Source organism: Palleronia caenipelagi (genome assembly GCF_007004065.1).
GTDB lineage: Bacteria > Pseudomonadota > Alphaproteobacteria > Rhodobacterales > Rhodobacteraceae > Palleronia > Palleronia caenipelagi.
The window spans coordinates 34,589-55,767 of sequence record NZ_VFSV01000015.1; the positions used below are offsets into that span (position 1 = coordinate 34,589).

The 21,179-nt window shown below is 63.5% G+C and carries 20 protein-coding genes; 12 read left to right on the forward strand and 8 right to left on the reverse strand.

Features of this window, described 5'->3' with window-relative positions; all coding sequences use genetic code 11:
• Nucleotides 1-49: 49 nt before the first annotated feature.
• The 4 genes from FEV53_RS10335 to leuS are packed head-to-tail and all read right to left on the reverse strand — an operon-like array spanning nt 50 to nt 4,716.
• Nucleotides 50-637: a glutathione S-transferase family protein gene (locus FEV53_RS10335; protein ID WP_142834740.1), complete on the reverse strand. Its 588-nt coding sequence runs from the start codon at nt 635-637 to the stop codon at nt 50-52.
• Nucleotides 637-1,656: a DNA polymerase III subunit delta gene (gene holA / locus FEV53_RS10340; protein ID WP_142834741.1), complete on the reverse strand. Its 1,020-nt coding sequence runs from the start codon at nt 1,654-1,656 to the stop codon at nt 637-639. The genes FEV53_RS10335 and holA overlap by 1 nt, the downstream gene beginning before the upstream one ends.
• The gene (gene lptE / locus FEV53_RS10345) at nt 1,653-2,180 is read right to left on the reverse strand and encodes an LPS assembly lipoprotein LptE (RefSeq protein WP_142834742.1); all 528 of its coding nucleotides are present in this window, start codon (nt 2,178-2,180) and stop codon (nt 1,653-1,655) included. Before lptE ends, holA begins: the two co-directional genes overlap by 4 nt.
• A complete protein-coding gene (leuS, locus tag FEV53_RS10350) occupies nt 2,167-4,716 on the reverse strand; it encodes a leucine--tRNA ligase (RefSeq protein WP_142834743.1) in 2,550 nt (849 codons plus the stop codon). The genes lptE and leuS overlap by 14 nt, the downstream gene beginning before the upstream one ends.
• 103 nt (nt 4,717-4,819) lie before the next feature.
• On the opposite strand from leuS, the gene FEV53_RS10355 reads away from it, so the two are divergent.
• Nucleotides 4,820-6,064, forward strand: a complete 1,245-nt coding sequence (locus tag FEV53_RS10355) for a glycosyltransferase (RefSeq protein WP_142834744.1) — start codon at nt 4,820-4,822, stop codon at nt 6,062-6,064.
• A 16-nt stretch (nt 6,065-6,080) separates the two neighbouring features.
• Here the strand turns inward: FEV53_RS10355 and FEV53_RS10360 are convergent, their stop codons facing one another.
• Nucleotides 6,081-6,599 (reverse strand): DUF3576 domain-containing protein, encoded by a 519-nt coding sequence (locus tag FEV53_RS10360; RefSeq protein WP_142834745.1) that lies wholly within the window; start codon nt 6,597-6,599, stop codon nt 6,081-6,083.
• 267 nt (nt 6,600-6,866) lie between these two features.
• On the opposite strand from FEV53_RS10360, the gene FEV53_RS10365 reads away from it, so the two are divergent.
• The 3 genes from FEV53_RS10365 to FEV53_RS10375 all read left to right on the forward strand — a co-directional run bounded on the left by FEV53_RS10365 (nt 6,867) and on the right by FEV53_RS10375 (nt 9,271).
• Nucleotides 6,867-7,121, forward strand: a complete 255-nt coding sequence (locus tag FEV53_RS10365; RefSeq protein ID WP_142834746.1) for a hypothetical protein — start codon at nt 6,867-6,869, stop codon at nt 7,119-7,121.
• A gap of 224 nt (nt 7,122-7,345) precedes the next feature.
• A complete protein-coding gene (locus FEV53_RS10370) occupies nt 7,346-8,521 on the forward strand; it encodes a porin (protein ID WP_185962165.1) in 1,176 nt (391 codons plus the stop codon).
• Between the two features lie 96 nt (nt 8,522-8,617).
• A complete protein-coding gene (locus FEV53_RS10375) occupies nt 8,618-9,271 on the forward strand; it encodes a YggS family pyridoxal phosphate-dependent enzyme (RefSeq protein WP_142834748.1) in 654 nt (217 codons plus the stop codon).
• On the opposite strand, the gene FEV53_RS10380 is transcribed toward FEV53_RS10375, so the two are convergent.
• Nucleotides 9,261-9,755 (reverse strand): L,D-transpeptidase family protein, encoded by a 495-nt coding sequence (locus tag FEV53_RS10380; RefSeq protein ID WP_142834749.1) that lies wholly within the window; start codon nt 9,753-9,755, stop codon nt 9,261-9,263. The two genes, FEV53_RS10375 and FEV53_RS10380, sit on opposite strands and share 11 nt — an antisense overlap.
• The gene (ribA, locus tag FEV53_RS10385) at nt 9,752-10,822 is read right to left on the reverse strand and encodes a GTP cyclohydrolase II (protein WP_142834750.1); all 1,071 of its coding nucleotides are present in this window, start codon (nt 10,820-10,822) and stop codon (nt 9,752-9,754) included. Before ribA ends, FEV53_RS10380 begins: the two co-directional genes overlap by 4 nt.
• A gap of 141 nt (nt 10,823-10,963) precedes the next feature.
• Here ribA and FEV53_RS10390 point away from each other — a divergent pair, with 141 nt between their 5' ends.
• The 5 genes from FEV53_RS10390 (at nt 10,964) to FEV53_RS10410 (ending at nt 14,317) form a co-directional block, all read left to right on the forward strand.
• Nucleotides 10,964-11,650, forward strand: a complete 687-nt coding sequence (locus FEV53_RS10390; protein WP_142834751.1) for a response regulator transcription factor — start codon at nt 10,964-10,966, stop codon at nt 11,648-11,650.
• 58 nt (nt 11,651-11,708) lie between these two features.
• The gene (locus FEV53_RS10395; protein ID WP_142834752.1) at nt 11,709-12,491 is read left to right on the forward strand and encodes an exodeoxyribonuclease III; all 783 of its coding nucleotides are present in this window, start codon (nt 11,709-11,711) and stop codon (nt 12,489-12,491) included.
• Between the two features lie 64 nt (nt 12,492-12,555).
• Entirely contained in the window at nt 12,556-13,479 is a 924-nt protein-coding gene (gene trxA, locus FEV53_RS10400; RefSeq protein ID WP_142834753.1) for a thioredoxin, read from the forward strand.
• A gap of 26 nt (nt 13,480-13,505) precedes the next feature.
• The gene (locus FEV53_RS10405; protein WP_142834754.1) at nt 13,506-14,144 is read left to right on the forward strand and encodes an LON peptidase substrate-binding domain-containing protein; all 639 of its coding nucleotides are present in this window, start codon (nt 13,506-13,508) and stop codon (nt 14,142-14,144) included.
• Nucleotides 14,141-14,317: a Trm112 family protein gene (locus tag FEV53_RS10410; protein WP_142834755.1), complete on the forward strand. Its 177-nt coding sequence runs from the start codon at nt 14,141-14,143 to the stop codon at nt 14,315-14,317. The genes FEV53_RS10405 and FEV53_RS10410 overlap by 4 nt, the downstream gene beginning before the upstream one ends.
• A gap of 6 nt (nt 14,318-14,323) precedes the next feature.
• Here FEV53_RS10410 and FEV53_RS10415 read toward each other — a convergent pair whose 3' ends face one another.
• A complete protein-coding gene (locus tag FEV53_RS10415) occupies nt 14,324-15,532 on the reverse strand; it encodes an FAD-dependent monooxygenase (protein ID WP_142834756.1) in 1,209 nt (402 codons plus the stop codon).
• Between the two features lie 62 nt (nt 15,533-15,594).
• On the opposite strand from FEV53_RS10415, the gene FEV53_RS10420 reads away from it, so the two are divergent.
• The 3 genes from FEV53_RS10420 to FEV53_RS10430 all read left to right on the forward strand — a co-directional run bounded on the left by FEV53_RS10420 (nt 15,595) and on the right by FEV53_RS10430 (nt 21,039).
• Nucleotides 15,595-16,941: an amidase gene (locus tag FEV53_RS10420; protein ID WP_142834757.1), complete on the forward strand. Its 1,347-nt coding sequence runs from the start codon at nt 15,595-15,597 to the stop codon at nt 16,939-16,941.
• Nucleotides 16,942-17,041: 100 nt separating this feature from the next.
• Nucleotides 17,042-18,226: an aminotransferase class I/II-fold pyridoxal phosphate-dependent enzyme gene (locus FEV53_RS10425; protein ID WP_142834758.1), complete on the forward strand. Its 1,185-nt coding sequence runs from the start codon at nt 17,042-17,044 to the stop codon at nt 18,224-18,226.
• A gap of 8 nt (nt 18,227-18,234) precedes the next feature.
• Entirely contained in the window at nt 18,235-21,039 is a 2,805-nt protein-coding gene (locus tag FEV53_RS10430) for a DNA translocase FtsK (RefSeq protein WP_142834759.1), read from the forward strand.
• The last annotated feature ends 140 nt before the right edge of the window (nt 21,040-21,179 follow it).

A 21,179-nucleotide genomic window follows, 5' to 3' on the forward strand; every position in this document is an offset into this window, starting at 1 on the left:
TTGGAAAGACCCAAATTCTAACGCGGAGAGGACGCGGCGCGCCGTCCAATCAGGAATACGCCATCGCCCGCTCGAACGCTGGTCGCGCGCTGGCCCGTTCGAGGTAAGCGGCGAAATCGGCATTGCCGACATCGAACCCCGCCCGCCCGGCCCAGAGACCGCAGTGGACGGCGAGGATGTCAGGCACGGTCAGCGCATCGCCCATCAGGTAATCCCCCCGCTTGCGGACCATCAGACGATCCACGTTGCGGGAAAATTCGCTCCGCAAACCCGTCTTGACCTCCGGAACACGCTCGCCTTCAGGCCAGATGAAGGTGTTTTTCGCCGCCATCCACAGGAGCGCATCCATGTCGTCCAGCACCATATGGGTCACAGCATCCTGCTGCGCCCGCGCAACCGTCCCCGCAGCGGCGGTCATGCGACCCTCGCGGTCAGCCAGATAGGTCAGGATCGCAGCCGAATCGGTGATAGCCTCACCATCCACCTCCAGAACCGGCACCTTACCCAGAGGCGAGAGCCGGAACGCGTCATCTGATCGGGGCTCCAGTGCCTTATGGGTGAATTTGAGGCCCAGTTCCTCCAGCATCCAGAGCACGCGGAAGGGGCGTGCTTTCGATGTTCCGTAAAGGGTCAGCATCATCTTTCTCCTAGCAGGGACAAGCGGATCAGCGTGCGTTCCACCAGCGGGCGCTGGGGGACCGGCGCCGGGGATCGCAGGGTCATATCGGCGTCGAGCAATAGACCAAGCGCGTCTTCGGTGCGATGGCGCCCGAGTCGCTGGGCCTGCCGCATCATCCGGTCGCGTCTCGGGCCAAAGACCGGCGGACGGAGGCGACCGAGACCCGCGCCGGGTCCCTCCGGGTCCCAAACGACAGTATGGAGTTGCCTGAAGTGACGCTGAGCGGCAATCAGGATCGCGACGGGCTGCGCTCCCTGCGATTCGAGCCGGGTCAGGGTGGCCTTGATCTCGTCCGTCCGGCCTTCGGCGGCCGCGTGGATCACGTCGTCCAGATCAGCCTCGGTCGAGGCCGGAGCACAAGCGCGCACGTCCTCTGAACTGGCCGGACCGTCCTCGCCGCGCATATACAGCGCCAGTTTTTCAATCACCTGCCGGAGGTCGCCCGGCCCGACTTGCTGTGCCAGAGCGAGCAGCGCCGCCATGGCGTCCCGATCCGCCGCGACCCTGGCCTCCGCCAACCAGCCCGAGATCTCCTCGGGTCCCGCCGCGTCGTCATAGACCGCGATGCAGGCCGCCTGAGGATGCTTTTCGAAGGCTTTGCGCAGGGGCGAAGACGGTTTCAAAGATCCCGCTGTCACCACCATATGAGCGTCGCCCGGCAGCCAGTCGGAGAGCGCAGCGACGACCGTGTCGGCCACATGGGCCGTCGCGTCTTCCAGTAGCACCACGCGAGGCCCGGGAAAGAAGCCCTGCGCCTTTTGCGCATCGGCCAGCAGTGCTTTTTCCTTGCGCAGCTCCGCCCCCGATACGCGCGTCAGGCGCATCTCTTCCTCGGCACCCGGTCCAGCGAGGTTTGCCACCAGATCCTGCCGTTTCAGCGCAACCCGCATGGCGTCCTGCCCATAGATCAGCGTCCCGGGCCGGTCGGCGGGGGGCTTGGCGATCCAGCTTCGGGCGTCGCGGGCGCTGAGCTTCACCCGCTCGGGCCCCGGTACCAGTCGGGGGCCGTCGCCAGAAGTTGCCCGGTGACCTGATCGGCAAGGATGGTCATCAGCCGGTCCAGCGCGTCGCGCTCGGCGGCCCGCACGGTGACGGGGTTACCCGCGATACTGACCCGGCTCTGGTCCACAACGGGCGTCGAATACCCGGTGAAATTCGTCGCCCGGCCCTGCCAGACCTGTTGGCCAGTGGCCATGTCCCGGAGCGTGTAGACGATCGTGCCCGCCAGCCGGATGCGCGTGGTATCCCGGCCCGGCGTGATGCCAAGTCCCTCTTCTTCGACTTCAATCTCGGCATTGAGCTCATAGCGGGCGCCTTTGGCCCTGCCGATCCGCTCTTCCATGCGGCGTACGAAGATATAGCCGGGTTCGTCCCGAGGAGGCGCGATCGCGATGAGGCCCGAGATCCCGTCCGCCGCGCCCTCGGGGCCGTAGACAGGTGTAAAGCCGCAGGCGGCGAGACCGCCCGCAGCAAAGATGAGACTGCGCCTAGACCACGACATTGACGATCCTTCCGGGGACCACGATCACCTTTTTGGGGGTGCCGCCGTCAAGGGCTTTCTGAACCGCAGGCGTGGCGAGGGCCAGTGCCTCGATCTCGTCCTTTGCCATGTCGCGCGGTACTTTGATCTCGTCGCGACGCTTGCCGTTGATCTGGATCGGCAAGGTGATCTGGCTGTCCACCAGCATCGCCTCATCGGCCACCGGCCAGGGCGCGGTGGCGATAAGCCCCTCGCCACCCAGCGCAGCCCAGATCTCCTCGGACAGGTGGGGGGTCATGGGGGACATGAGCTGCGCCAGCGTGCGGGCCGCCTCAACCTGCGCCGCGCGCCCGGCCATTGATTTGGCCAGCGTGTTGGTCAGCGCGTAAAGCCGCGCGATGGCGGCGTTGAAGCCAAAGCTCTCGACGGCCAGAGTCACGTCGCGAATTGCCCGGTGCATCTCGCGCAGGAGGTCCTCGTCGCCCTGACCGGCCTCAGGAGCGTCTTTTGCGGCCTGCGCCACGCGCCAGACCCGCGCGAGGTGCTTCGACGCAGCCTCTGCGCCCGCATCGGTCCATTCCACGTCCCGCTCGGGCGGGCTGTCTGACAGCACGAACCAGCGCGCGGTATCGGCGCCAAAGCGAGTGATGATCTCCATGGGATCGACCACGTTCTTCTTTGACTTCGACATCTTGGCCGAGGGGATGATCTCGACCTCGGTACCGTCCGCGAGCTTGCCGTCAGTCACGTCCGAGGGGAAGTGATAGACCGGGCGGCCAGTATCATCGCGGGTCATGTAGATCTCGTGGGTCACCATGCCCTGAGTGAACAGCGCGTCGAAGGGCTCGCGGGCGGTGTCGGGCAGGTGGCCGGCTTCGTTCATCGCGCGGGCGAAGAAGCGAGAGTAGAGCAGGTGGAGAATCGCGTGCTCCACCCCGCCGATATACTGGTCCACGTTCATCCAATAGGCTGCCTCGTCCGGATTGGTGGGTGTGGAGGCGCCGGGCGAGGTGAAGCGGGCGTAGTACCAGGACGAATCGACGAAGGTGTCCATCGTGTCCGTCTCACGCCTGGCGGGCTGGCCACAGGAGGGGCAGGGGACGTTCCGCCACGCGTCATGGCGGTCGAGCGGATTGCCGGGACGGTCAAAGCTGACATCTTCCGGCAGGCGCACGGGGAGGTTTTCTTTTTTCTCCGGGACCACGCCGCAAGCGTCGCAATGGACCACCGGGATCGGACAGCCCCAATAGCGCTGACGCGAGATGCCCCAATCGCGCAGGCGGAATTTCGTGACACCGTGGCCGATGCCATTTTGCTCGCAAAATGAGATCGCGCTGTCGATGCCCTCATCGCCGGTCTGCTCGGATTTGCCCGCAAATCCGCTGATGTAGCGGACGGTCTCGGTCTTGGCCGGCACGTACGCCTCGCCACCCTCTTCCGGAGAATGGTGCTCGCCGCTCAGAGGCTCGAAGGTCGATTGCACGGGAAGCCCGAATTTGCGTGCAAATTCGAGGTCTCTCGGATCATGGGCCGGGCAGCCGAAGATTGCGCCCGTGCCGTAATCCATCAGGATGAAGTTCGCCACATAGACCGGCAGCTCCCACGCGGTGTCCAGCGGGTGACGGACGCGCAGCCCGGTGTCGAAGCCACGTTTTTCGGCCTTTTCCAGCTCCTCCTCGGAGGTGCCCATCTTGCGGCATTCCGCGTTGAAGGCCGCCAGGTCTGAATTCCCGGCCTCGAGGGTTTTCGCCAGCGGATGGTCGGGGGAAATGCCGACAAAACTTGCGCCCATCAGCGTGTCTGGGCGGGTTGTATAGACCTCCACCCGATCATATCCGGCAGGCCCGTCCACCACGGAGAAGGAGAATTGCAGGCCGCGCGACTTGCCGATCCAGTTGCGCTGCATGGAGCGCACCTTTTCCGGCCAGTTGTCGAGCCGGTCCAGCGCGGAGAGAAGCTCTTCGGAGTAGTCGGAGATGCGGAAGAACCATTGGGTGAGCTCGCGCCGCTCCACCGGAGCCCCCGAGCGCCACCCCTTGCCGTCTTCGACCTGCTCATTGGCCAGAACGGTCATGTCCACCGGATCCCAGTTCACCACTGCGTTTTTGCGGTAGACCAGCCCCTTTTCGAGAAAGTCGATGAACATTGCCTGCTGCTGGCCGTAATATTCCGGGTCACAGGTGGCGAACTCGCGCGACCAGTCGAGGGTCAGGCCGAGCTTGTCGAACTGCGCCTTCATGTTGTCGATATTGGCATAGGTCCAGGCGCCGGGATGCACCTGACGCTCCATAGCCGCGTTTTCGGCAGGCAGGCCGAAGGCGTCCCAGCCCATAGGGTGCAGCACGGCATGGCCGGTAGACAGCTTATAGCGCGCCACAACGTCGCCCATGGCGTAATTGCGCACATGGCCGATATGGAGATTGCCGCTGGGATAGGGAAACATCTCCAGCACGTAATATTTCGGCTTGTCGGGATCGGGTTTGGCGACAAAGCAGCCGGCCTCGCGCCAGGCCTCTTGCCATTTTGCTTCGATCTGGGAGGCGTCGTATCGTTCCATCGGGGACCCCGGGGCTGTCAAACTGGTCGCGCCTTGATATGCAGCGACAGGCTGGTGGTCCAGCCGCAAGCCTGCCTTCGCGTGGCCGTAAAGAGGAAAATCGATGCCCAAGACGATTCTTTTCATCCATCAGAACTTTCCTGGGCAGTTTCTTCACCTGGCGCCGGCTCTGGCGGCGCGGGGGCATCGGGTGGTTGCGCTGAACAACAAGGAAATGGAGGCGACGATCTGGCGCGGCGTGCGAATACAGCCCTACAAGTTTACTCAACATCGGTCTGAGAGCACGCATCCTTGGTTGCGCGGCATGAACAATGCGGTGCAGCGCGCCGAAGCTGTCATGCGGATCTGCCTGTCTCTGAAGAATCACGGGCTGACCCCCGACCTGATCGTTGTTCATTCCGGTTGGGGCGAAGGGCTTTTCCTGCGTCAGGTCTGGCCGGACACCAAAATCGCGGTATTCAGTGAATTCATGTTTCAAGTTGAGGGTGCCGATATCGGGTTTGATCCTGAATTCGACTCATCGGACGAGTTCGGTCGGGGAGCCCGGGTGCAGATGCGCAACCTCAACACCTCGCTTCAGGCCCAGATGGCGGATGCGCTGATCTGCCCGACCGAATGGCAAAGCCGGACGCATGCGCCAGAGTTGCGCGCCAAGATGACCACCTTGTTTGACGGCATCGACACAAAGGCCATCCACCCTGACAGAAACGCCCGGCTTGTCTTGCCGGATGGGAAGGAACTGCGCGCGGGCGAGGAGATTGTGACCTTCGTGAATCGCAATCTTGAACCGTATCGGGGATTTCACGTCTTCATGAGGGCGCTCCCCGATCTGTTGCGCAGGCGCCCGAACGCAAGAGTAATCATTGTCGGCGGCGATTCGACCAGTTACGGAGCAGCGCCAAAGCAGGGCGGCACCTGGCGCGAGCTCCTGACCAAAGAGATCCAGCCGCGAATGACTGACGATCTCTGGGCCCGGGCTCTGTTCGTGCCACGGCTGGAACGCAACGACTTCACCCGGCTGCTGCAGGTCTCCGGCGTCCATGTCTATATGACGTACCCCTTCGTCCTGAGTTGGTCGATGGTTGAGGCGATGAGCGCCGGTTGCACAATCTTGGCGAGCGATACCGGCCCCGTGCGGGAATTCCTGACGCACGATCACACGGGCCACCTCTTCGACTTCTTCGATCAGGAGGCCTTGGTCAAAGGGGTCGTCGAGTTACTTGACGCGCCGGATGTCCGGGCGAGGCTCGGCGCTGCGGCGCGCGAGGCAGCGCGCGAGCACTATGACTTGCGGTCTGTTTGCCTGCCGCAGCAGATAGCATGGGCAGAAGGCCTTCTTGACGCGTAGGGGTGCCGAAGCGATCTCAGCGCTTTCCGTCTGCGATCCGAAGCTGCCGGGCGCGGGTGAGGATCGCGTCTTCGATGGCGCGGGTGGTGTCCGGGTTCACCGGCCCGGCTTGCGTCGCGAGGGCCACGTTCAGCGAACGGGCGTCCAACGCAGGATCCTGCACGAATACAGTAGCACGATAGGCTGGGCCGCCTCCGGGCGGACGGCCGTAGCCGTAGACGATCACACCCGAGAACGGGTCCACAGTCTCCACCGGCAGGAAGTCCAGAACCTCTTGCGCTGCGGTCCATATATACTTGTTCACTTCGACCTTCCGGTCGGGATCATCCACGTTCAGAAACAGGTCCCAGATCGTTTCGCGGTCGTCGTCGAAAATCTTCACGCCGTCGCGTTCCTCGGAGTTGCGAAAACTGTCGATCTGCCGCTGCGCTGATTCGCTTTTCCCCGTGGCTGTGTCCTGTCCACCGCTGCACCCGCCTAGGCCCACGACGCCGAGCGACAGCGCAAAGAGCGGGAGAATAAATGTACGGATCATAGTCGTGCCTCCGAAGAACCGGTCAGCCTGTGACTAACCGAGCCACCGCAGCGCGGCAAGAATACATCTGAACCGTGATGGCTGACCGCACATTCTGTCCGGCAGACCTGTTTGTCCTCGAGCCCAAATTTTTTTCAGCCGAACCCGTGACGGACGCAAAGTGCGATCTACAACTCAACTCACAGGGGCGGCGAAACCAAGCCAGCCTCGCAACCTGGGCGGGCGCGCGGAAAGCGGTCTGTCCCGCATAGACAAGGAAGACCTCGAATGACTCGTTTTGTGACCTTTGCTGCTGCTGCCCTCCTCGCCGCTCCGGCTTTCGCCGAATCGCATGCGGAACCGGACTACGTGATGGAGGCCCAGAAGCGTCTCGCTATGGTGCTTCAGGAGTGTAACGTGGATATGACGGATGAAGATGTCATGAACATGACCATGACCCAGGCCGCCGGCATCCTGATGGTCGAAGGCTCCGAGAGCAACGACTGCCAAAAGATCGAAGCTCTGGCCCGCGACGGCATGTAATATCCTGACGCATTTCATAAATGCAGAGTGGACGGCCGCCCTTTCGGGGCGGTCGTTTTGTTTTGCGGCACGTGCAGGGCCGGTGTGGCATCACTGCACCACGTCGCCCAAGCTTGTACCCACGGTTGTCTACTAAGCTTGATGAAAGGATCATTTGGGCGCATCTCAGTTGCGTACCCATCGGGCTGGACCCTTTGGGCGAGTTCAAGATCATGAGGGAAAACATGAACAAGCTTCTCCTTGCCTCCACGGCTCTGGTTGCCTCCGCGACCTTCGCCATGGCTGAAGTGGACCTGTCCGGTTCTGCTGAAATGGGTGTCTTTGGCGGCGAAACTTTCGGTGAAGATCAGGACCTCCAGTTCCACACCGACATCGACGTCACCTTCACCATGTCCGGTGAAACCGATCAGGGCCTGACCTTCGGCGCCAGCATCGACCTCGACGAGTCCGACGACGGCGACGCCTTTGATAACTCCAAGCAGGGCGGTGAGACCATCTTCATCTCCGGCGACTGGGGTACCCTGACCATGGGTGACACCGACGGCGCTCTCGACTGGGCGATGGACGAAGCCATCATCGGCGCTTCGCTCATCGACGACAACGAGCACCTCGGCTACAACGGTAACTCGCAGCTGGACGGTCTTTATGACGGCCAGATCGCCCGTTACGACTACTCCTTCGGCGACTTCGGCGTGGCCGTGTCGTTCGAGATCTCCGATGACGAGTCCGACGTCACCATTGACGACGATGGCAATATTGTCCTGAACGACAATGTCATCGCCGACTCCGACTTCGACCAGTCCGACAACCGCGACCCGGTCTGGGGCATCGGTTTCAAGTACGCCACCGAGTTCAACGGCTGGGATATGGGCTTTGGCCTCGGCTATCAGTCCGGTTCTGCTGATGACGTCCTCGTCGACACCGACGCCGACATCATTGATGGTGAGTACACAGTGACCCGTCGTTACTACGGTGACGTGGATCCCGAAGCTTGGGGCATCTCGATGAGCCTCGGCATGGACAACGGCTTCCAGGCCATCGTCAACTACTCCGACTACGACGAGCTGTATCAGACCAAAGTGGGTGACTTCGACTTCACCGGCGACGGCGACAACTCGCTGGAAGTTGGTGCTCAGGAGCTGGACAAGCACTACGGCATCGCCATGGGCTACGAGTTCGGCGAGCTGCTGGTCGCTGCCAACTACGGCAAGTTTGACTACGACAACGCTGAGTCCCGCGGCTGGGGCCTCATCATGAACTACGACCTCGGCGGTGGTGCCTCCCTGCAGGCTGGCTACTCCAACTCCAAGGTTGAAGTTGATGGCCTCGACGCCGAAGACTTCGGCCTCGACGATGACTCCGTCGAGACCTATTCCTTCGGTATCTCGATGGCCTTCTGATCCTAACCGGATCGGACGTCAGGATCGGGCGGCTCTAACGAGCCGCCCTTTTCTTTTGTGGACGGTCGGTCTAGCCAACGCACAGGAGGGGTGCCCATGTCTCTGAGTGATATTCGCCAAAGAATCGCCGCAGCGGAACGCAAGGCGGATCGGCCCGAAGGATCTGTCGAACTCGTTGCGGTCTCTAAAAAGCAGCCCGACGAGCGGGTGCTCTCCGTACTGGAGCAAGGTCATCGGGTCTTTGGCGAGAACCGGGTGCAGGAAGCACAAGGGAAGTGGCCAGCGTTCCGCGAGCAGTTTGGGGACTGCATGCTTCACCTCATTGGCCCGTTGCAGAGCAACAAAGCGCGCGTTGCCATGGAGCTGTTCGATGTGATCGAGGTGCTGGACCGGCCGAAGCTGTCGAAGACCCTCGCTCGGCTTGCTCAGGAACTCGGGAGCTGTCCGGATCTTCTGGTGCAGGTCAACACCGGGGAAGAGCCGCAAAAGGCCGGCATCCTTCCCGCAGATGCGGATGCGTTCATCGCCGACTGCCTGGCGCTCGACCTGCCGATCCGAGGCCTGATGTGCATCCCTCCGGTCGAGGAAACCCCGGCGCTGCATTTTGCCCTGCTCGCGAAGATTGCCGAACGGAATGGGTTGGACATTCTGTCCATGGGCATGAGCGGCGACTTTGAGACGGCGATCGCCACGGGCGCCACGCATGTGCGTGTGGGCTCGGCGATTTTTGGAGAACGTCCTACGGAATAATCAGCCGGGTTTTGTAGCGAATGCGTTGCGCCAGCCAAAGGAGATCGTTTGGTGCGAGTGCGACGCAGCCCTCCGTCGGATAGCCGCGCCGCCGCCAGCGATGGATAAAGATCGCCGAGCCCCGGCCCGGGACCGAATACGGCCAGTTCCAATCCGTTAGCAGGACCAGATCATAGAGCGGATCTGCCCGGCGCAGGCTTTCATGGCTGTAAGCGCTCGGAGCTGTTGTCATCAGGTTGTAGTCCGGGTCGGCCGGGTCGTCAGACCAGATATCACGCGGCTGGATCGGGACAGCCCAATCCGTGGGGCGGGCCATACGGTCCGGACGATAGAGCAGGCCGACGATCCGGTGGGTCCCGCGAGGCGTGGCGCCATCACCCTCCCGCTTGCGCTTTGTGAGGCCGCCGCGACCTAAGGAGCAGGGCAGGTGGCGGCCCTGAAACCGCAGCCCCCGTGGGGTCAGGACCATGTCGAGAGGGGTCATTTCAAATGTCCTGACTTGGTGGCCTTGACCCGCAGGTAGGCGGCATTTTCGGCGGTGGGTGGCGTCCAGAGGGGGACGCGCTCGGCGACCGTAATGCCTTGGGTCTCCAGCTGGCGGACCTTTCGCGGATTGTTTGTCATCAGCCGCACGGCTCTGATTCCCATCTGCGACAAGATCCGCGCGCCGAGTGTGAAATCTCGCTCGTCATCGTCATAGCCCAACCGGTGGTTCGCTTCGACAGTATCAAATCCGCGATCCTGCAACGCGTACGCGCGCATCTTGTTGGCGAGGCCGATGCCACGCCCCTCTTGATTGAGGTAGACGAGTATCCCTCCGCCCGCCGCTGCCATCTTGTCCAGCGCCGCATGGAGCTGGGGGCCGCAGTCGCATTTGAGCGAGCCCAGAACATCACCGGTGAAACACGCCGAATGGAGCCGCGCGAGCACGGGCTGAGTACGGTCGGGCTGGCCGATCTCGATGGCGTAATGCTCGACGCTGCCGTCATCGGGGCGGAACACATGGAGCCGCGCCGCCGGTGTCGCCGTGATGGGAAGGCGCGCGTTGACGACGTGCCGAATATCGGCCCGCGTTGGCGTGCCATGGGATCCGAGTTCCAGAACCGTCACGCCTTTTGGTGTCGTGTCGATCGGGCATAGCAGAACGGCAGGCAAGAGCTGCGCCGCCTTCGCCAGCCGCAACGCCAGCCGCGCCACGTCCGGCACGCCGCCACGAATTTCCTGAAACGGTCCCATGAGCGGACGATTGAGATCCCGTCCTGGATCCACCAGATCCCGCAATTCCGCCGCCGACGACAATGGATCCGGCGTGATGCGCGTCAGGTCGTTGTCATAGACCCGGATGCGGAGCGTCTCAGCACGGAGATGAGTTAGTGCCAATTCTGCCTTGCCCCCCGCCCGCATGGCCGCGATCCGGGCGTCGCTGAGACGCTCCACCGCTCCGGCAAGCCACAGGCAGCCATCGTTCGACAGACAGACCGGCAGACCCAGCAGCATGTCACTGCGAGCGCGCGCGTAGAGCTCGGTGAGGTTGGGCGCAAAGATGTCCATGCTTTCCCCTTAGAAGAGCGCTGCGAAAAAGGGAAATACATGGATTGCATCTCATCACAGAAGCGTGAGTTCTTGTCTCATCTGTGCAAACCGAACCGGCGCGAGCACATCTTTGTTCAAAGAGCTGAGGCGGAGGATAAAATGAGTGCATTCAAGAAAATTCTGTTGGTTGATGACGACGACGACCTGCGCGAGGCGCTGAGCGAGCAATTGCTGGCATCGGAGGACTTCGACGTGTTCGAGGCCGAAGATGCGACGCAGGGGCTCGAAAAGGTTCGCGCCGGGCTATTCGATCTGGTGATCCTGGATGTGGGCTTGCCCGATATGGACGGGCGTGACCTGTGCAAGGCGATGCGTGCCGAGGGGGTGAAATGCCCGATCCTCATGCTCACTGGCCATGACAGCGACGCGGACACGATCATGGGGCTCGATGCGGGAGCCAATGATTATGTGACGAAGCCGTTCAAGTTCGCCGTTTTGCTGGCCCGGATCCGAGCGCAGTTGCGCCAGCATGAGCAGTCCGAGGACGCGGTGTTCCAGCTTGGGCCGTACAGCTTCCGCCCGGCGCAAAAGATGCTGGTAGATGAGAACGAGAAGAAGATCCGTCTCACTGAGAAAGAGACCAACATCCTCAAGTTTCTCTACCGCGCGCCTGATGGAATGGTAGCCCGGGATGTGCTGCTGCACGAGGTCTGGGGCTACAATGCGGGCGTGACCACGCACACGCTGGAAACGCACATCTATCGCCTCCGGCAGAAGATCGAGCCTGATCCCTCCAACGCGCGTCTGCTGGTGACCGAGACCGGCGGCTATCGGCTGGCGACCTGAGCGCTGGTGCCCGGCGTCGGGGAGCGTTAAGCCGGACTCCGCAACAACGGAGTGAGCGATGCCCCTGACGATCTGCACGTGGAACATCAACTCGGTGCGCCTGCGCGAGGCTCTCGTAGCGCGGCTTCTGACCGAGGAAGCGCCCGACATTCTGTGTCTTCAGGAGTGCAAGTCGCCGGTGGAAAAGATCCCATCCTTCGAGGGACTCGGCTATGGGCACATCATTGCGCGCGGGCAGAAGGGCTACAACGGCGTCGCCATTCTCTCCCGCCAGCCGCTCGAAGAGGTCGCGGCCCATGACCATGCGGGGCTGGGCCATGCGCGCCATGTGGCCGCGCGCCATCCCTCGGGTGTCACTGTTCACAACTACTATGTTCCGGCGGGGGGGGATGTGGCCGATCGCGAGGTGAACGAGAAGTTCGGTCAAAAGCTCGACTACCTCACCGACATGCGCGACCTCTTCTCCGCACAGAAGCCCGAACGCGCGGTTCTTGTGGGTGACCTGAATATTGCGCCGCTTGAGGATGATGTCTGGTCCCATAAGCAGCTTTTGAAAGTCGTCAGCCACACGCCCATCGAGGTCGCGCATCTCGAAGATGTACGGCAGGCCGGGAACTGGGTCGATGTGACCCGCGATCACCTTCCTGAGGGCAAGCTTTATTCGTGGTGGTCCTATCGCGCCCGCGACTGGTCGGCGGCGGATAAGGGGCGGCGGCTCGATCATGTCTGGGCGAGCCCGGATCTGCCCACGGTGCCGGGATCCAGCCGCATTCTGCGCGACGCCCGTGGCTGGGAGAAACCCTCGGATCACGCCCCGGTCTTTGCGTCATTCGACGTCTGAGTGGTTGTGTCCGGGGCGATACCGCCCCATGTACGCAGGAACAGGATGACGGAAGGAGACCGGCGTGTTCGAACTTGGACAAGGCGGCGCAGCGACCAGCCAGACGGGCGATGATCTGATCAAAGACACCACAGAGGCCACCTTTATGGCGGATGTGGTCGAGGCCAGCCAGACGGTGCCCGTGATCGTGGATTTCTGGGCAACGTGGTGCGGTCCGTGCAAGACGCTCGGCCCCATGCTCGAGGACGCGGTGCGCGCGGCCAAGGGGGCCGTGAAGATGGTGAAGGTCGATGTGGACCAGAACCAGCAAATCGCCGCGCAACTCCGCATCCAGTCGATCCCGACCGTCTATGCCTTCTGGCAGGGGCAGCCGATTGACGGGTTTCAGGGCGCGGTGCCGGGCTCTGAGATCAAGGCCTTTGTCGAGCGGATCGTCGAGGCGTCCGGCGGGCAGGCCGATGGTGGTCTGGCCGAAGCCGTCGCCATGGCCGAGGAAATGCTGGAGCAGGGGGCTGCGGCTGACGCCGCTCAGACCTTTGCCGCGATCCTCGCCGAGGATCCGGCGAACACCGCCGCACATGGTGGACTGGTGCGCGCACACATCGCGACCGGCGATCTGGACCATGCCGAAGCCATCCTGAACGGGATTGACGCTCAGCTGAGCCATGCCGCAGAGATTGAGGCCGCCGCAGCCCAGTTGCAACTGGCGCGTCAGGCTCAGGAGGCTGGTCCCGTGGATGAGCTTCGCGCACAGGTGGAGGCCAATCCCGACGATCTTCAGGCGCGCCTCGATTTCGCCAAGGCGCTGCATGGTGCGGGCCAGACGGAAGAGGCCGTGGACCAACTGCTTGAGCTGTTCCGGCGGGATCGCGAGTGGAATGACGGTGCTGCACGGGCGCAGCTGATGACAATCTTCGACGCGCTGCCGCCCACCGACCCGGTGATGCTCAAAGGCCGCCGTCGCCTGTCGTCCATGATATTTGCCTGATCCGGGCTTCGGCCTAGCTTTGCCTCATGATCAGTGCATCTGACCTGCCCCAAACCATCCCGATTTTCCCGCTCCCCGGCGCGCTTCTGCTGCCCCGGGGACGGTTGCCCCTGCACATCTTCGAGCCTCGTTATCTGGCGATGATCGAGGATTGCATGAAAACCTCCGAGCGTCTGATCGGTATGATCCAGCCCCGTACCGGTCCTGCGGGAGAGGATCGCCTGCACGCCATCGGATGTGCCGGTCGCCTTACGGGGTTTTCAGAGACCGAAGACGGGCGCTACATGATCACCCTTGCCGGGGTATCGCGGTTCCGTGTGATCGAAGAAGAGCAGGGCTTTGCGCCCTACCGCCGGTGCCGGATTTCATGGGACGGGTTTTCCCGGGATCTCGGCCAGCCGGAGCAGGATCCGGGCTTTGACCGGACGGCGTTCCTCGACCTGCTGAAGCGCTATTTCGCGGCCGAGGAGCTGCGCACCGACTGGGATGCGCTGACCGAGGCGGAGGACGAGCTGCTGATCACCGCGCTGTCGATGCTCTGCCCGTTCGAGCCCGAGGACAAACAGGCGCTGCTCGAATCGCCCACGCTCACCACCCGCCGCGAGACGCTGGAAACCCTGATCCGCTTTGCCATGGCGGGGGACGGAAAGGATCGACTACAATGATTGATCACGACAGGGCCATGCTGGAGGCGCTTGTCTGCCCCCAGACGCACGCCGTGCTGACCTATGACGCCGAGCGGCAGGAGCTGATTTCCAAGGCCGCCCATCTGGCGTTCCCGATCCGTAATGGCATCCCGATCATGCTGGTGGACGAAGCGCGTCGGCTCGACGATTGACCGGCCTCAGAGGGGCCGGCCTTGCAGCAGAAGGGGCCGGTCGCCTGTCAGGCCCGCCGCTTCGCGGATGAAGCCCCGCCGCAGCCCGGCCATTTTCGACACCAGCCCCAGCCCGGCGGTCCGTGCCGCCCGGAGAAGAGGGTTGTCATTTGAGAACAGCTTGTTGAAGCTGTCCGTGGCCAGCGCCAGCGCCGCCACGTCAAAACTGCGCCACTGGTGATAGCGGGCCAGCACATCGGTGGAGCCGATCTCTTCGCCCCGCCGTGCAGCATGGATCAAAACCTCGGCTAGCGTTGCCACGTCCTTCAGTCCTGCATTGAGACCTTGCCCGGCGATGGGGTGCATGGCGTGCGCTGCATCGCCAACCAGTGCCACCCGGTCAGCGTAAAAGCGATTGGCGATGGAGAGAGAGAGCGGATAGGTGAATCGCTTTCCGGCCAGGGAAATCTCACCAAGGAAATCGCCAAACCGGGGGCGCAGCAGCGCCAGATAGGCCTCGTCATCGAGGCGGGTGAGCGCTTCGGCCCGGTCGCGCCGTTCGCTCCAGACGATGGAGGACCGGTTGCCCTTGAGCGGCAGGATCGCCAGCGGCCCCTCAGGCATAAAGAACTGGTGCGCGACGCCATTATTGGGGTGCTCATGGGCGATGGCGGCGACCAGCGCGCTTTGCCCGTATTCCCAACCCGTACGGCGGATGCCCGCGCGCCGGGCAATGGCGGAGCGCTTGCCGTCGCAGCCCACGAGGAGTCGCGCCCGTTGGGTCGTGCCGTCTGACAGGGTCACGGTGATGCCGCCCGCATCCGGTCGTTCCGAGACGACCGTGGCCTGAACTCGGTCAATGCCGGTCCCCGCGGCGATCAGGGCGGGGCGCAAGTGGCGGTCCTCGACCATATGCCCCATGGGCCCTTCCTCGATCTCGGTATGGTCAAAATGCAGCGTCAGGGGGGACGGCCCTTCGCCCAGCCGACCGTCCGAAATGCGGATGTCGAGGATCGGCTGCGCATCAGGGGCGAGATCCCGCCACAGCCCCAGCATCTTCAGGAGGTTGCAAGAGCCGAGTGACAGTGCGTAGCTGCGACCGTCGAAGTCGTTAGCGGCGAGAGTTTCGGGTGCGGCGGGATCGACCAGCAGGGTGGACAGGCCGTTCTGGCTGAGCGCAAGCGCCAGCGACGTGCCCGCCAGACCACCGCCTGCAATGATGACATCGTGTTCCATGGCGTGAACTATGGGAGACCGGGCGCGGATGTCCATGCGCCGCGACGCCGCTGGAGGGGAAAATGACGGATTGGCTGAAACAGAGCGCAGTGGAGCAGGGCCGGGCGATCGGAGCGGGGAGGCTGGACCCCCGCGATCTGGTCGAGGGGTATCTCGACGCAGCGGGAACGGAGCTGGGCGCGCGGATCTATGCGCGCCTGACGCCAGAGCGTGCGCAGGCCGAGGCCGCCGCCGCTGCCGAACGGGCGCGGCTCGGGGTGCGGCGCGGCGGTCTCGATGGCGTGCCGGTGTCGTGGAAGGATCTCTTCGATTCGGCCGGGGTGGCAACCGAGGCAGGGTCGGCGCTGCTGGCAGGTCGGGTGCCCGAGCGCGACGCGGCGGTACTGGCGCGGGCGTCGGCGGCAGGGCTCGTCTGTCTGGGCAAGACCCACATGACTGAACTCGCTTTTTCGGGTCTCGGCCTGAACCCGGTTACGGCGACGCCGCCCTGTATCAACGACCCCGACGCCGCCCCCGGCGGGTCGTCCTCCGGCGCGGCGGCTTCGGTGGCGTTTGGGATGGCCGCAGCGGGGATCGGCTCGGATACGGGCGGGTCGGTGCGGCTGCCCTCGGTCTGGAACGACCTCGTTGGTTTCAAGACCGCCCATGGCAGCCTGCCTATTGATGGGGTCGTGCCTCTCTGCCCCCGTTTCGACACGCTCGGGCCGCTCTGCCGCACGGTAGAGGATGTCGCCGCGCTCTGGTCTGTCCTCGCGGCACGCCCGGCGCCGGATCTGCGTCAGGCAGGGCTCGCGGGGCGGCGGTTCCTCGTCCTCGGCGGGGTGGCGCAGCAGGATCTCGAACCCGCCGTGGCGCAGAGCTTTTCCGGCGCTTTACAGGCGCTTGAGGCTGCTGGCGCCACGCTGGTAGAGGAGACGCTCACCTGCGTCGAGGAGGCGCTGCCGCTCTCGGCGACGCTCTTTGCCCCTGAAGCCTACGGCATCTGGAAAGACGTCATCGAGGCTAGCCCGGACAAGATGTTTGCCGAGATCCGTGAGCGGTTCCGGGGCGGGCGGGACGTCTCTGCCGCCGATTTCGTCGCTGCCTGGGCCCGACTCGACGGTTTGCGGGCGGATTATGCGGAGCGGACGGCGGGGTTTGACGCGGTGCTCTTGCCGACCTGTCCCATCCTGCCACCGAACCGCGCGCGGCTGGAAACGGACGGCGCCTATTACCGCGACCGCAACCTCATGACTCTGCGCAATACGCGGATCGGCAACCTGATGGGGCTGGCGGCGGTGACCCTGCCTACGGGCGTGCCCTCGACCGGGCTGACACTCCAGACTGTCCCCGGGCGGGAGGGCTTGCTGCTCCGGCTCGCCGCTGCGGCTGAGGCCGCGCTGGGCACAAGGGTCACGGGAGAGATGTGACACCTGACACAAAAAAAGACACTCAAGCTAGACCGAAGCCGCCAAACCGCGCTATGATGTCTCAAAACTGGGGCACAAGACCCCGTATACTGAGGCAAAAATGCAGTTTCCTGAGCGGTTCTCGGCTCTGCCAGACTACGCGTTCCCGCGTCTGCGCGCCCTTTTGGACGTGCATGAGCCGGGCGGTCCGGTGGTGCACATGTCCATCGGTGAACCCCGCCACGACCCGCCCGCCTTCGTGGGCGAGGTGCTCGCGGGTTCGCTGGCGTCGTTTCGCCAGTACCCTAAAAATGACGGAATCGACGCCTTGCAAGAGGCCATCGGCGCATGGATCGACCGTCGCTACGGGGTTCGTGTCGCTTCAGATACAGAAATCCTGCCCCTGAACGGCACCCGGGAGGGGCTGTTCAATGCGGCATTGGCGCTCTGTCCCGAGGAGGTGCGGGGACAGCGGCCCGTGGTGCTGATCCCGAACCCGTTCTATCAGGTCTACGCCGTTGCTGCGTTGGCCTGCGGGGCGGAACCGGTTTACGTTCCCGCCACGCGCGACACCGGCTTTCTCCCGGATTTCAGCGGCTTGCCCGCCGAGATCCTCGACCGCGCGGCTATTGCCTATCTCTGCTCGCCTTCGAACCCGCAGGGGGCGATCGCGACGCGGGACTATTGGCGCGATCTCATCGGACTGGCGGAGCGCTACGATTTCCGCATTTTCGCGGACGAGTGCTATTCTGAGATCTGGGCCAACGCGCCGCCGCCCGGTGCGTTTCAGGTCGCGCGGGAGATGGCTGCTGACCCGGAGCGGGTGATGATCTTTCATTCCCTGTCGAAGCGGTCGAACCTGCCGGGATTGCGCTCTGGCTTCGTCGCCGGCGGGGCGGAGAGCCTCGCGCAGTGCAAGCAGTTGCGTGACTATGCCGGCGCCCCGCTGCCCGGGCCGATCCAGGAGGTCAGCGCGCGCGTCTGGGCAGACGAAGCCCATGTGGAGGCGAGCCTTGCGCGCTATCATGACAAGTTCGCCATGGTCGCGCGGGTTTTTGACGGGATTGACGGCTGCGCGCCGCCCGAGGGGGGTTTTTTCCTCTGGCTGCCGGTCGAGGACGGAGAGGCCGCGGCGCTGCGTCTGTGGCGCGAGACGGGCGTGCGCGTGCTGCCCGGGGCCTATCTCAGCCGCGATGTGAACGGTGAGAACCCCGGCGCGGGTTATATTCGTGTCGCTCTGGTGGCGGCGGAGCAAGAACTCGAGGAGGGGCTGACGCGCCTCCGCGATTGTCTTTTCAAGGGGTGAGTGAGCACATGGCCTACCAGACCAGAGGGCGCGACCCGCTTTTCGATAGCGACACCCAAGCCATTCTCGAACGCCGCGGCAAGGAGCTCATCGGGCTTCTTCTCGTGGCTTTCGGGCTGGCGCTTTCGGCGATGCTCGCGAGCTATGTGCCTGACGACCCGTCTTGGCTGTCCTCTACCGGGGATGAGGCGCAGAACGCGCTGGGCCGGTTCGGCGCGTCGATTGCCGCTCCGCTGATGATTATCGCAGGGCAGGGCGCATGGGCAATTCCACTTGCCTTGTTTGTCTGGGGCGGGCGGTTCCTGTCCCATCGTGGCTATGACCGCGTCATGGGACGGGCAGTGTTCGTGCCGATCTGGGTGGCGTTGGCGGCGATATATCTCGCCACCCACGTGCCCGGTCCAGACTGGGGGCAGAGCTTTGGTCTCGGTGGCATGTTTGGCGACACGGCGCTGGGGGCGTTGATCAGTATCCTCGGTCTGTCGAGTGCGGTTGGCGTCAAACTTGTGGCGCTGGTGTTGGCCATACTGACCGTGGTCGCCGGGGCGTTTGTGCTCGGCTTCACCCGTGAAGAATTGAACGCCATCGGCGGCTGGCTCCTTCGAGGCACCGTAAAGACCTATGCGGCCTTGTTTTCGGTCGTTGGTCTCGGCGGTCGCGGGCTCGCACGGGGCATGCAAAGCGGGGCAAAGATCGCGTCGGATCGGGTTGAGACCCACCGTGCCCGCCGGGCTGCCCAGGCGGATGCGCGCCGGGAAGAAGAAGACGATCTGCTCCTCGAACCTGAGGACCGGCCCCGCCCCATTCTGAGGGCGCTGAAGCCGCAGCCGGTCGAGCGCGAGGATCCGTATGACTTCTTCGATGACGACGAGGACGCGCCCACTCAGGAAGGTCTCTTTTCGCGGATAGGCGGGGCATTGGGCATTGGCGGCGCGGCCCCTGTTCTCCCGGATGAGCCGCCGCTGACGGCCGCGCCGGAGACAGATGACCGGGTGCGGGGCAAGATCAGCGATGCTATTCGCCAGCGCGCTCGCCGGCAGCCGACTCTGACCGCCGCCGTGACGCCGCAGGGTCGCATGTCGATCGTACCGCAGACGGAACCCTCGGTGGTTGTTGATGAGGTCGCGCCTGTTCAGGCACCGGTGGTCGATGAGGCACAGGCGGTCTCTCGCAACGCCCCGTTGGTCGCGCCGCAGATCCGCCGTGATGCGCCGAAGCCTGCGCCCGCTCAAGCCATGGCCACGCCCCAGATGCAGACCCGGCCTGCGATGTCGGCCGCGTCTCAGGTTGATGATGCTTACGAACATCCGCCTCTGGATCTGCTATCCGATCCTGCGACGGTTCAGCGGCATGTGCTCTCGGACGAAGCCCTGGAGGAAAACGCGCGGACGCTTGAAACCGTGCTGGAGGATTACGGGGTCAAGGGCGAGATCGTCTCTGTGCGCCCCGGTCCCGTGGTCACTATGTACGAGCTGGAGCCTGCACCGGGCCTGAAGGCCAGCCGGGTGATCGGTCTCGCCGACGATATCGCACGCTCGATGTCGGCGCTTTCTGCGCGGGTTTCGACTGTGCCGGGCCGGTCGGTTATCGGGATCGAACTGCCGAACGAGAACCGCGAGATGTGCGTGCTGCGCGAGATCCTCTCGCACCGGGACTTCTCGAACGGCAACCAGCGCCTGCCGCTGGCCTTGGGCAAGGATATCGGCGGCGATCCGGTGGTCGCCAACCTCGCCAAGATGCCCCACCTTCTGATCGCGGGGACCACGGGTTCGGGTAAATCCGTAGCGATCAACACGATGATTCTGTCGCTGCTCTACAAGCTTACGCCGGACGAGTGCCGCCTGATCATGATCGACCCGAAGATGCTGGAACTCAGCGTCTATGACGGCATCCCGCATCTCTTGTCGCCCGTCGTGACCGACCCGAAAAAGGCCGTTGTGGCGCTGAAATGGGTCGTGGCGGAGATGGAAGACCGCTACCGCAAGATGTCGAAGATGGGCGTGCGCAACATCGAAGGCTATAACGGCCGCGTGCGCGATGCGCTGTCGCGAAATGAATTGTTCGAGCGGACCGTGCAGACCGGCTTTGACGACGAGACGGGCGAGCCGATCTTCGAGACCGAAGAAATTGTGCCCGAGATCCTGCCCTTCATCGTCGTGGTGGTCGATGAGATGGCAGACCTGATGATGGTCGCAGGCAAGGAGATCGAGGCCTGTATCCAGCGTCTGGCGCAGATGGCGCGGGCGTCGGGAATCCACCTGATCATGGCGACCCAGCGTCCCTCCGTCGATGTGATCACCGGCACGATCAAGGCGAACTTCCCGACCCGGATTTCCTTCCAGGTGACGTCAAAAATCGACAGCCGCACGATTCTCGGCGAGCAGGGGGCAGAGCAACTGCTTGGCATGGGTGACATGCTCTACATGGCGGGCGGCTCGAAGATCACACGTGTGCATGGGCCCTTCTGCTCCGATGAAGAGGTCGAGGAGATCGTCAGCTACCTGAAATCCTTTGGCCCGCCTGACTACAAATCTGGCGTGGTCGAGGGTCCTGACGAAGAGAAAGGCGCTGACATCGACGCTGTGCTCGGCCTTGGCACAGGTGGCAACACCGATGGCGAAGACGCACTCTACGATCAGGCGGTGGCCATCGTGGCCAATGACCGCAAATGTTCGACCTCCTATATCCAGCGCAAGCTGGCGATCGGCTACAACAAGGCTGCGCGTCTGGTGGAGCAGATGGAGGATAACGGCGTGGTGTCTTCGGCCAACCATGTGGGCAAGCGCGAGGTTCTCCTGCCCGAGCCAAACTGAGATCGTGGGGAGGGGCCGGATTTTGACGGAACCCTCCCGCATCCGGCCCGTTTATCGCCTGACAGATGATTGATATGGCATGACGCTGGCATTTCGGCCCTGTCTGCCCATATCGAACACAGACACTGACACGGAGCCCT